This window comes from Lentzea sp. (assembly GCF_036380075.1).
Lineage (GTDB): Bacteria > Actinomycetota > Actinomycetes > Mycobacteriales > Pseudonocardiaceae > Lentzea.
This window is the reverse complement of sequence record NZ_DASVFL010000183.1, coordinates 1-10,914: the sequence shown is the minus strand read 5'-3', so window position 1 is coordinate 10,914 and position 10,914 is coordinate 1. Positions and strand designations below refer to the sequence as shown.

Annotated in this window: 6 protein-coding genes; 5 read left to right on the top strand and 1 reads right to left on the bottom strand. The window is 69.1% G+C overall.

Features of this window, described 5'->3' with window-relative positions:
* Positions 1–115 precede the first annotated feature (115 nt).
* The 5 genes from VF330_RS20740 (at position 116) to VF330_RS20720 (ending at position 10,214) form a co-directional block, all read left to right on the top strand.
* Positions 116–1,384: an alpha/beta hydrolase family protein gene (locus tag VF330_RS20740; protein ID WP_330853289.1), complete on the top strand. Its 1,269-nt coding sequence runs from the start codon at positions 116–118 to the stop codon at positions 1,382–1,384.
* 328 nt (positions 1,385–1,712) lie between these two features.
* Entirely contained in the window at positions 1,713–5,531 is a 3,819-nt protein-coding gene (locus VF330_RS20735) for a discoidin domain-containing protein (protein WP_330853288.1), read from the top strand.
* 25 nt (positions 5,532–5,556) lie between these two features.
* Positions 5,557–8,886: a CARDB domain-containing protein gene (locus VF330_RS20730; protein ID WP_330853287.1), complete on the top strand. Its 3,330-nt coding sequence runs from the start codon at positions 5,557–5,559 to the stop codon at positions 8,884–8,886.
* Between the two features lie 63 nt (positions 8,887–8,949).
* A complete protein-coding gene (locus tag VF330_RS20725) occupies positions 8,950–9,801 on the top strand; it encodes a universal stress protein (RefSeq protein ID WP_330853286.1) in 852 nt (283 codons plus the stop codon).
* A gap of 5 nt (positions 9,802–9,806) precedes the next feature.
* A complete protein-coding gene (locus tag VF330_RS20720) occupies positions 9,807–10,214 on the top strand; it encodes a hypothetical protein (protein ID WP_330853285.1) in 408 nt (135 codons plus the stop codon).
* Here VF330_RS20720 and VF330_RS20715 read toward each other — a convergent pair.
* On the bottom strand, positions 10,211–10,914 hold a 704-nt coding region (locus VF330_RS20715; RefSeq protein WP_330853284.1), incomplete at its 5' end, for a hypothetical protein. The genes VF330_RS20720 and VF330_RS20715 overlap by 4 nt on opposite strands.

Genomic DNA, 10,914 nt, shown 5'->3' with positions numbered 1-10,914 from the left:
CTGGGACCGGCAAGGCTGGGACCGGCAAGGCTGCGGCAGGTGGAACGCGGCCGCAGCAGGCGTGACGGGCACAGCGGCAGCACGGGTGGCGCACGACGAGGACTGCGGAGGCGTGGTGCGGGAGCTGACCGACGAGATGGCCGTCGACCACCACCCACCGCCACCTCCAAAACCAAGGCCGAGCGGGGTGGAGATCCCAGGGCGTCACGTCGCCGACGTCGCCAGGCACCCCGACGGGCGGTTCGCGGTGATCAGCTGGTCCAGCGCGAAGATCGATCCTGGCCTGCTGCACCCGGCCCTGCACGTCGTGCACCCCGACGGCACGGTGACCGATCTCGGGGCGACGCCGGCTGACGCGGGCAACCCGGTGTGGTGGGGGGACGAGGTCGTGTACATGGCGTTGACGCCGCCGCATCTGCAGGGTGGCAACGCGGTCTTCGACCAGCGGCACCGCAACCTCACCGCGGGCATGCCCGCCTGTCCGACGGAGCTCGTGCAGGACGACAGTGGTGGCGCGCCGGTCGTGGTGGTCGCCGCTGGGCTGGACACGGAGTTCCGGCGCCTCGCGGAAGGTGGGGGCATGGTCCTCCAAAGGATCGTGGGCTCGCATCGGCCGGGAAGCACGGCGCCGCCGGACGTGCAGTGGGGGACGCAGGAAAGGCTCCGGTACCGGGCGGACGACGGGCTGGAGATCGACGCGCTGCTGGTGTTGCCGCCGGGCAAAAGCAAAGAGGACGGGCCGTTTCCGCTTGTCACGTTGGTGCATGGCGGGCCGTACGACCGGTGGGCCGACGATCTGCAGTTGCACTGGGTGCCGTCGGCGCAGTGGTTCGCGCATCAGGGCATCGCGGCATTCCTGCCCAATCCACGCGGGAGTCTGGGGCGGGGGCATGCGTTCGCCGCGGCGGTGAGCAAGAGGGTCGGGCAGGAGGAGTGGCGTGACGTCGAAGCCGGGATCGACCTCCTCGTCGCACGAGGTGTGGCGGACGCGGAACGGCTTGGCATTTCCGGGTGGAGTCACGGCGGGTTCATGGCGGCGTGGGCTACTACGCGGACGGATCGGTTCAAGGCCGCGTTCGTGGGGGCGGGCATCTCCGACTGGCCACGGTTGATCGCGACCGGTGAGTGGGGTGCGTTCGAGGCGGCGCTCGGGGACAGTGCCGCGCACAGTCCGGTCACGTACGCGGATCGGATCACGACGCCGATGTTGATCGTGCACGGTGCCGAGGACAGCAACGTGCCACTCCAGCAAGCCGAGCTGTTGCACGCCGCTGTAAAGAACTCCAAGCTCGTGGTCTATCCGGGTGAGGGGCACTCGTTCCGGAGGCGTGAGCACAGGCTGGATCTGCTGAACCGAGCCAGAAGCTTGTTCTCGGTGTTGTGAGGCTTGCGCGGCCTTGCGGAAGCCACCGCAACGGCGGTGCAACGCGGCCGCAAGCCGTTGCAAGCCGACGCAGTGCCGGCGAAGCAATTTTAGCCGAACGTTCGGGCACGAACCTGACAGTCGGGCGGAAGACCTGCCGCTGGTGGTCGGCACTGTGCACGCAGCGGAGCCGTCCGGACACGCGGACGGACGCACGTCTTTCCTGTTCAGAGGCGGATGTCGCAAATTTGCGCAATCACGTCGAGATATTGCGGTAATCTGCTGGTCACTTCTACGGTGAGGCGCGCCACACCCCCTCGCGTCCCCACCGAGAAGGGCCAAGCACGCCATGTCACCGACGACACGCGCTCGCTCCCTGCTAGCCCCGCTGACCGCCGTGGTCACGGCCGCGGCGACCCTGACGTTCGTTCCCGCCGCGCAGGCCGCACCCGCAGGCCTCGACCTGCGGAAGCAGACCCGCATCGACCAGGTCACGCTCACCGCCCCGAGAACCGGCCAGAAGAACGGCACGGAGACGTTCGCCGTGCAGACCAGTCTCGACGGCAGGGGCTGGTCGACGCTGGTCGCGGAACAACCGCACGCCTTCCGGGACGGCAAGGTCACCTTCCGCGTCGACCCGACCGTCGTCCGGCACGTCCGCGCCACCGGCACCTCGGCCAAGGTGGAGGTCCACGAGGCGGCGGTCAGCGCGAAGCTCCAGGCCGCCTACAGCGCCAGCAGCACCAACCAGAACTACGGCCCGGGCAACGCCGGCGACGGCAACCAGGGGACGTACTGGGAGAGCGCGAACAACGCCTTCCCGCAGTGGCTCCAGGCCGACCTCGGCGCCGCGGTCAAGGCCGACCGGGTCGTGCTGAAGCTCCCCGCGAGCGGCTGGGGCGCCCGCACCCAGACCCTCGCCGTGCAGGGCGGCACCGACGGCAGCGCCTTCTCGGACCTCGTCCCCGGCAGGGGATACGAGTTCACCCCGAACGCGAACAACACCGTCACCATCGACTTCACCGCCGCCACCACGCGGTACGTGCGGCTGCGGATCACCGCGAACTCCGGCTGGCCCGCCGGGCAGATCAGCGAGTTCGAGGTGCAGGGCCCGACGGGCGGTGACACGCAGGCGCCGTCGGCACCGCAGAACCTCGCCCTCACCCAGCCGCAGTCCGGGCAGGTCCGGCTGACCTGGAACGCCAGCACCGACAACGTCGGCGTCACGGCCTACGACGTCTACGCCAACGGCACCCTGCGCACCACCGTCACCGGCACCACCTACACCGACAGCCAGCCCGACGGCCTGCGGGTCACCTACCACGTGATCGCGAAGGACGCGGCCGGCAACCAGTCCCCCGCCAGCACCACGGTCACCCGCGAGGGCGCCACCGGCACGAACCTCGCGCAGGGCAAGCCGGTCACGGCCGGCAACAACGTGCACGACTTCGTCGCCGCCAACGCCAACGACGGCAACGTCCAGACCTACTGGGAGTCCAACGGCTTCCCCGGCACGCTGACCGTCCAGCTGGGATCGAACGCCGACGTCGGCTCCGTCGCGGTCAAGCTCAACCCCGACTCGGCGTGGGGTGCCCGCACGCAGAACGTCGAGGTCCTCGGCCGCGAGCAGAACGCCACCGGCTTCACGAGCTTCGTGTCCGGCCGCGACTACCGCTTCGACCCGGCGAGCGGCAACACCGTGACGATCACCGCGAGCGGGCGGGTCGCCGACGTGCAGCTGCGGTTCACGTCCAACACCGGCGCCCCCGGCGCGCAGGTGGCGGAGATCCAGGTGTTCGGCACCCCTGCCCCGAACCCCGACCTCACCGTCACCGGCACGTCGTTCTCGCCCGCCGGCCCGGTCGAGACCGACCCGATCACGCTGAACGCCACCGTCCGCAACGCCGGAACCGCCGCGTCGGCGGCCACCGACGTCACGTTCTTCCTCGGCACGGCCGCTGTCGGCACCGCTCAGGTCGGCGCGCTCGCGGCCGGTGCGCAGGCGAACGTCAGCACCACCGTCGCCGCCCGGCCGGAGGGCTCCTACGAGTACACGGCCAAGGTCGACGAGACCAGGAAGGTCGCGGAGCAGAACGAGTCCAACAACGCCCGCGTCCACCCGGACCGGATCGTCGTGACTCCGGTGCCGAGCTCCGACCTGGTCGCCGTGCCGTCCTGGGCGCCCAGCAACCCGGGCAACGGCCAGACCACCACGTTCAGCGTCGCGATCAAGAACCAGGGCTCCAGCACCAGCGTCTCCGGGGCCCACGGCATCACGGTCACGATCCTGAACAGCAGCGGCCAGGCCGTCCGCACGCTGACCGGCAGCCACACCGGCACCATCAACGCCGGTGCCACGACCGCCGCCGTCACCCTCGGCACGTGGCCCGCCGCGAACGGCCGCTACACCGTTCGCACGGTCGTCGCCGCCGACGGCAACGAGATCCCCGCCAAGCAGGGCAACAACACCAGCGAGCAGTCGCTGTTCATCGGCCGCGGCGCCAGCGTCCCGTGGCAGCACGTCGAAGCCGAGGACGCCACCGTCGCCGGCGGCGCGCAGATCCTCAGTCCGAACAGGACGATCGGCGACCTCGCCGGTGAGGCGTCCGGCCGCCGTGCCGTCACGCTGAACGGCACCGGCCAGTCGGTCGAGTTCACCACCGCCGGTCCCACCAACACCCTCGTCACCCGGTTCTCCATCCCGGACAGCTCCGGTGGCGGCGGTATCACGAACACCCTCAACGTCTACGTCAACGGCCAGTTCCACAAGGCCATCGACCTGACGTCGAAGTACATGTGGCTCTACGGCAACGAGGCGTCCCCGAACAACTCGCCGGGGTCGGGCGGGCCGCGCCACATCTACGACGAGGCGAACGTCATGCTCAACCAGACGTTCCCGGCGGGCACGAAGATCAAGCTGCAGAAGGACGCGGCCAACACCACGAACTACGCGATCGACTTCGTGAACTTCGAACAGGTGGCGGCCGCCGGCAACCCCGACGCGGCGAAGTACGCCGTGCCCGCCGGGTTCACCCACCAGGACGTGCAGAACGCGCTCGACCGCGTCCGCATGGACACCACGGGAACCCTGGTCGGCGTCTACCTGCCCGCCGGCACCTACCAGACGGCGCAGAAGTTCCAGGTCTACGGCAAGGCCGTCGAGGTCGTCGGCGCGGGTCCCTGGTTCACCCGGTTCCAGGCGCCGCTGACGCAGGAGAACACCGACATCGGCTTCTCCGCGCAGTCGTCCGCGAGCGGGTCGACGTTCAGCGGGTTCGCCGTGTTCGGCAACTACACGCAGCGCAACGACGGGCCGGGCAAGGTGTTCGACCTCGCGGGCGTCCAGAACATGACCATCGAGAACATCTGGGTCGAGCACATGATGTGCCTGTTCTGGGGCAACAACGTCGACAACAACGTCATCCGCGACAGCCGCATCCGCGACATGTACGCGGACGGCCTGAACATGACGAACGGCTCCTCGGGCAACCGGGTCTCCAACATCGAGGCGCGGTCGACCGGTGACGACGCGTTCGCGTTGTTCGCCGCCACCGACAACGGCGGAACCGGCCAGCAGAACAACGTCTTCGAGAACCTGAGCGTCACGACCCCGTGGCGCGCCGCGGGTCTCGCCGTCTACGGCGGCAAGAACAACACGTTCCGCAACATCTACATCGCGGACACGTTGACCTACTCCGCCGTGACGATCAGCTCCCTCGACTTCGGCTACCCGATGGAGGACTTCGGGCCGGAACCGACGACGTTCAGCGGCCTCACCCTGGTCCGCTCCGGCGGCCACTTCTGGGGCGCGCAGACGTTCGGCGCGATCTGGATGTTCTCCGCGTCCAAGAAATACACGGGGATCCGGGTGAGCGACGTCGAGATCATCGACCCGACCTACAGCGGCATCATGTTCCAGACCAAGTACAACGGCGCCGCCGAGAACGTCTTCCAGGACACCGTGCTGTCCAACGTGAGCATCTCCGGTGCGCGCAAGTCCGGCGACGCCTTCGACGCCAAGTCCGGCTTCGGCATCTGGGCCAACGAGATGCCGGAACCGAACCAGGGCCCCGCCGTAGGCGAGGTCACCTTCACCGGCCTGAGGTTCAGCGACAACTTCCAGGACATCAGGAACACGACGTCCACCTTCAAGATCACCATCAACTGATATCCCTGCCGCGAAGGACGAATCCATGAAATCCACGCTGTTGAAGCGTGCGGTGAGCGCTGCGGTCGTCAGCGCACTCGCACTGTTCGGATTGACACCCACGGCAGGAGCAGCGGTCGCCCGCCTGTCCGCGACCCTGACCGCGTCCAGCAGCAACGGCCCGTACAGCGCCGGCAACGCCGGTGACGGCAACCAGGGCAGCTACTGGGAGAGCGCGAACGGCGTGTTCCCGCAGTGGCTCCAGGCCGACCTCGGTGCCGCGAGGAGCGTCAGCAAGGTCGTGCTGCGCCTGCCCTCGAACTGGGAGCAGCGCACGCAGACGCTGGCCGTGCAGGGCAGTTCCAACGGGTCGCAGTTCAGCGACCTCGCCGGGTCGAGCGGCCGGGTCTTCGCACCCGGTTCGAACAACACGGTGACGCTGGACTTCGCGGCGACCAGCGCGCGGTACGTGCGCGTCACGGTCACCGCGAACACCGGCTGGCAGGCCGCGCAGCTCAGCGAGTTCGAGGTGCACGGCGAGTCCGGGTCCGTCGACCCGCCGCCCGCCGGGGACAACCTCGCGGCCGGCAAGCCCGTCGAGGAGTCCGGGCACGTGCACGACTTCGTCGCCGCCAACGCGGTCGACGGCAACGTCGCCTCGTACTGGGAGTCCAGCGGGCTGCCCGGTCACCTGACCGCGAAGCTGGGCTCGAACGCGGACGTCACCTCGGTCGTCGTGAAGCTCAACCCCGACTCGGCGTGGGGCGCGCGGACGCAGAACTTCGAGGTGCTGGGCCGGGAGGCGAGCGCGACCGCGTTCGCGACCCTGAAGGCGCGGGCGGACTACCGGTTCGACCCGGCCACCGGCAACACCGTGACGATCCCGGTCTCCGGCCGGGCGTCGGACGTGCGGCTGCACTTCTACTCGAACACCGGCGCGCCCGGCGGCCAGGTCGCCGAGCTCCAGGTGTTCGGCTCCTCCGCACCGGCACCGGACCTGACGGTCACGAACCTGACGTGGTCGCCGGTCAGCCCCAGCGAGGCCGACTCGATCAGCCTCTCCGCCACCGTGCGCAACGGCGGCACGGTCGCCTCCGGGGCGACGACCCTGAACGTCGCCCTCGGCGGCACCACCGCGGGCACCGCGCAGGTCGGCGCGCTCGCGGCGGGTGCCACGACCACAGTCACCGTCAGCGCCGGACGGCGGGGCGCCGGGTCGTACGCGGTCTCGGCCACCGTCGACCCGGCCAACCAGGTCGCGGAGACCAACGAGGGCAACAACACCTTCACCTCCGGCTCTCCCCTGGTCGTCGGCCAGGCACCGGGACCGGACCTGCAGATCACCGGCGTCACGCCGAACCCGTCGTCCCCGGCGGCCGGCCAGCAGGTGACGTTCGCCGTGCAGGTCACCAACCGCGGCACGTCCGCGGCGGGTGCCTCGGTGACCCGCGTGGTCGTCGGCGGCAGCACGCTCAACGCGAACACCGGTGCGATCAACGCCGGTCAGACCGTGACGGTGAACGTCGGCACCTGGACCGCCACCAACGGCGGAGCCACGGCCACCGCGACGGCGGACGCGACGAACCAGGTCGCGGAGACCAACGAGAACAACAACACCGCCACCCAGTCCATCGTGGTCGGGCGCGGTGCGGCGGTGCCGTTCACCAGCTACGAGGCCGAGTCCGGCCGCTACCAGGGCACGCTGCTGCAGGCGGACGCCGAGCGCACGTTCGGGCACACCAACTTCGGCAGCGAGTCGAGCGGCCGCAAGTCGGTGCGGCTGGACGCGCAGGGCCAGTTCGTCGAGATCACCTCGACGGTGAGCACGAACTCGATCGTCGTGCGCAACTCCATCCCGGACGCCGCCGCGGGCGGTGGCCAGGAGGCGACGATCAGCCTCTACGCGAACGACCAGTTCGTGCAGAAGCTGACGCTGTCGTCGCGGCACGGCTGGCTCTACGGCACGACCGACGACCCCGAGGGCCTCACGAACCGGCCGGGCGGCGACGCCCGCAGGCTGTTCGACGAGACCTCGCAGCTGCTCGCGAGCTCCTACCCGGCGGGGACGAAGTTCAAGCTGCAGCGCGACTCCGGCGACAACGCCCAGTTCTACGTGATCGACCTGATCGACCTCGAGCAGGTCGCGCCGGCCGCGTCCAAGCCCGCGGACTGCGTCTCGATCACGCAGTACGGTGCCACGGCGAACGACCAGACCGACGACGCGGACGCCATCCAGCGCGCCGTCACCGCCGACCAGAACGGGGAGATCCCCTGCGTCTGGATCCCGGAGGGCCGCTTCCGCCAGGAGAAGAAGATCCTGACCCAGTTCGGCTCCGGCGGCTACAACCAGGTCGGCATCCGCAACGTCACGATCCGCGGCGCCGGCATGTGGCGCTCGCAGCTGTTCTCCCTGACCCAGCCGCAGGACGCGGGCACGATCAACCACCCGCACGAGGGCAACTTCGGGTTCGACGTCGACGACAACACGCAGATCTCCGACATCGCGATCTTCGGTTCCGGCCGGATCCGCGGCGGTGACGGCAACGCCGAGGGCGGCGTCGGCCTCAACGGCCGGTTCGGCAAGAACACGAAGATCACGAACGTGTGGATCGAGCACGCCAACGTCGGCGTCTGGGTCGGCCGCGACTACGCGAACCTGCCCGACCGCTGGAACCCCGGCGACGGCCTGCAGTTCAGCGGCATGCGCATCCGCGACACCTACGCCGACGGCATCAACTTCACCAACGGCACCCGCAACTCCACCGTCTACAACTCGTCGTTCCGCACCACGGGCGACGACGCGCTGGCGGTGTGGGCGTCCAAGTACGTGAAGGACCAGAACACCGACATCGGCAGCGGCAACGCGTTCCTCAACAACACGATCGCGCTCCCGTGGCGTGCCAACGGAATCGCGATCTACGGCGGGTCGGACAACCGCGCGGAGAACAACATCATCTCCGACACGGCGAACTACCCCGGCATCATGCTGGCGACCGACCACGACCCGCTGCCGTTCGGCGGGACGACGCTGCTCGCCAACAACGCCCTGTACCGCACGGGTGGCGCGTTCTGGGGTGAGGCGCAGGAGTTCGGCGCCATCACGCTGTTCTCGCAGAACCTGCCGATCCCCGGCGTGGTCATCCGCGACACCGAGATCCTGGACTCCACGTACGACGGCATCCAGTTCAAGGGCGGCGGCAGCGGCATGCCGGACGTGCAGATCACGAACGTCCGCATCGACAAGTCGAACAACGGCTCGGGCATCCTCGCGATGGCGCAGGCCCGCGGTTCGGCGAAGCTGACGAACGTGACGATCACCGACTCGCGGGACGGAAACATCACCATCGAGCCGGGTTCGCAGTTCGTCATCAACTAGCGCGGCCGCAGATCACAGTTGAGGCCACCTCCGACCGGGTACCCCTCGGTCGGAGGTGGTGTCATGTCCGCCATCGTTGTGGGGTTCGACGGTTCCGACCTCGCGAGGCGAGCCGTCCGGTGGGGCGCCGAGGAAGCCGGGCGCAGCGGCGCCGAACTGGTCGTCGTGCAGGCCGTGCGGCGGCCGTTGCCCGAGCCCGTGTTCATGCCGATGTCCGCGCCGGTGCCCGAGTTCGTCACCGAGGAGACGATGTCGAAGGCGGCGGAGGACAACCTCGCCGAGCTCGCGGCCGAGCTCCGGCAGAGCTTCCCCTCACTGGACGTCACCACGCGCGTCCGCCTCGGTCGCCCGGCCGACGTCCTGGCCGAGGAGCCCGGCGACCTGCTGGTGCTCGGCTCGTCCGGCCGCACCGGCATCGCGGAGGTGGTCCTCGGCTCCACGGCCGTCGAACTGGTGTCGAGCGCCGGACGCCCGGTCGTCGTGACCCGCTCCGGTCCGCTGGAGGGCCGCGTGGTCGTCGGTGTCGACGGCTCCGACACGTCCGCGGACGCCATCGCGTTCGCCTTCGAGTTCGCCGCCCGCCACGGCCGCGAACTGCTGGCCATCCACGCGTTCAACGACTCCGGCTGGGCCGAGCTGCCCGAGCCCGACGTGGACCACGTCCGCGCGGACCTCGCCACGCTGCTCGGCGAGCAGCTCGCCCCGCACGCCGCCCGCCACCCCGAGGTGCGGGTGGCGCAGGAGGTCGCGTTCGACGCTCCGGCCCGTGCCCTGCTGAAGGCGGCCGACGGCGCGGCACTGATCGCGGTGGGAAGTCACGGCCGCGGCGTGGTGACCCGTGCGATCCTGGGGTCGGTGAGCCACGCTGTGCTGCACCACGCGCCGTGCCCGGTCGCGGTGGTCCATCGGAGGTGACGCGGATGCGCGGGTTGGCGGCTTTGGTGCTCTGCCTGGTGGTGGCGTCGTGCGGTCAGCCACCTCCGGCGGAGGTGCCCGCGTCCAGCACACAGTTCGTCTCCACCGCGACCCAGCCGAGCTCACCCGCGCCCAGCGTTCCCAGCAGCGTCGTGCGTTCGCCGTCCACGACACCGCCCTCACGAGCAGGCGAACCCGCTACGACGACGGTGCGGGGCACGGTCTCCGGAGGCGTCGAGTCCGGTTGCCTGATCCTCACCACCGGCACGGAGTCCTATCTGCTGCTCGGCGCCGACCCCGCGATCGCGGTGGCCGGCGCCGAGGTGGAGGTGAGCGGGCGGGCTGATCCCGGTGCGATGACGACCTGCCAGCAGGGCACGCCATTCCACGTCACCCGGACTGAGCGCGGTTAGCAGCCTTGCTGTTCGCTGATCCACGGCAGCTTCGCCGGCCTCGCGGACTGCAGAGCAACCGACAGTTCCCAACGTTCGGAGTGGTGAACGGTTTGCGGAGCTGAGACGAATGCCTCGTGTGCTCGACGGACCAACCGCAGGTACGACTGAAGCATGTCCTGGGCATCAAGCTGCACCAGCTTGATCGCCGCGCCGAGCGCTAGTTCGAGTCGCATCATCATCGCCGCAAGCTCCTGCACCGCCTCGGCATCTCCACTCGACAAATCTGCTGTCAACCTCTGGTGCTCACCGAGCACGTGGCTGCTGGCCAACGCAACAAGTGCGTTGACCACAACACCCGGTTCCATACCGTGTGCACACAGAGCGGCAGCGATCACCGGCAATGGCGAGGTACCCGTGTCGATCGTCTTCCTGCCGTCAGCAGACACACCAAGGCATTCAACTGTCGTTGCTACGGCCTCTGCAGATATCACGAGCTCCGGGACAGAGGAATCCTCCTGCTTGATGACCCATCTCTCGACGCCGCTGAGATGAGCGGACGACGCAATAAAAGCCGAGATCACTATACCGAGTGTCGCGATCGAGATCGTCGGAACCTTGAAGGAAACAACCGCACCGACACGCCGGTAGTCAGACACAACAACACCCATGCGACCGAGCGTCAACATGACGTCTTGGGTCCGCGTGACTTCGTCGGACA

Coding starts and splice junctions, on each gene's coding strand:
- VF330_RS20735 (WP_330853288.1), top strand. CDS start 1,713: ATGTCACCGACGACACGCGCTCGCTCCCTGCTAGCCCCGCTGACCGCC.
- VF330_RS20730 (WP_330853287.1), top strand. CDS start 5,557: ATGAAATCCACGCTGTTGAAGCGTGCGGTGAGCGCTGCGGTCGTCAGC.
- VF330_RS20725 (WP_330853286.1), top strand. CDS start 8,950: ATGTCCGCCATCGTTGTGGGGTTCGACGGTTCCGACCTCGCGAGGCGA.
- VF330_RS20720 (WP_330853285.1), top strand. CDS start 9,807: ATGCGCGGGTTGGCGGCTTTGGTGCTCTGCCTGGTGGTGGCGTCGTGC.